At 63.6% G+C, this 793-nt stretch carries 2 pseudogenes; both read left to right on the top strand.

Annotated elements, in window-relative coordinates:
* A pseudogene (locus L1069_RS23850) lies at positions 1 to 365 on the top strand (tyrosine-type recombinase/integrase); the annotation flags it as partial.
* Between the two features lie 6 nt (positions 366 to 371).
* Positions 372 to 793: pseudogene (locus L1069_RS23845) on the top strand (transposase zinc-binding domain-containing protein); the annotation flags it as partial.

The following is a 793-nucleotide window of genomic DNA, read 5'->3' as shown; positions in this document are numbered from 1 at the left end:
GAGCGGATCCGAGCGGGTTCTCTTCCCCGGCTATCGCGGCAAACACCTCTCGGCCCGCCAGATTTCGCGGCTGTTCAAGGAGGCCGCGCGGGCCGCAGGGATTACCAAGCCGGTGACGCTGCACACGTTGCGCCATTCCTTTGCGACACATCTGCTGGAACGCGGCGTCGGCATCCGGGTCATTTATTACCCGGCAGTCGATTGCACAGCAATCGATGAGAGGGCAGGCGCTGCTCGGTCGTGCCAAACTCACCACGACGGCGCGCTATGCCAGCGTCGCTACGGGCATGATCGCGGCGGTGGAGAGCCCGCTGGACGGCCTGACCGCGGCGAAGCGCAGGAAGGGCAGGAAACGCGCGTCATAGCGCGCCTTGCCCCCATCACATTTGGAGGTCGCGGATGTCTTCCGCATGCATGGTGCTGCTTGGCGGGCGGCCAATGCGGACCATATCAGCCTCGATCAGTTGAAGGTAATGAGCGCCATCGAGCGCTGCCGCACGGCCGTGCTTGGCGGTCATGTTGCACGGTGTGAAGACTGCGCGCATGAATAAATCGCCTACAATTCGTGCCGGAACAGGCACTGTCCCAAATGCCAGGCGGGTGCGGCCAAGGCATGGCTGGCAGCGCGGGAGGCCGAACTGCTGCCCGTGCGCTATTTCCACCTGGTCTTCACGCTGCCAAAACCGGTCGCCGACATCGCCCGCCATAACAAACGGGAGATCTACAATCTGCTGATGCGATCAAGTGCGGACACGGTGATCCGGATCGCCGCCGACCCCAAGCACCTTGGCGC

Source organism: Leisingera sp. MMG026 (genome assembly GCF_021654205.1).
Classification (GTDB): Bacteria; Pseudomonadota; Alphaproteobacteria; order Rhodobacterales; family Rhodobacteraceae; genus Leisingera.
The sequence above is the reverse complement of the archived record's forward strand: the minus strand, read 5'-3'. Positions and strand labels throughout refer to the sequence as shown.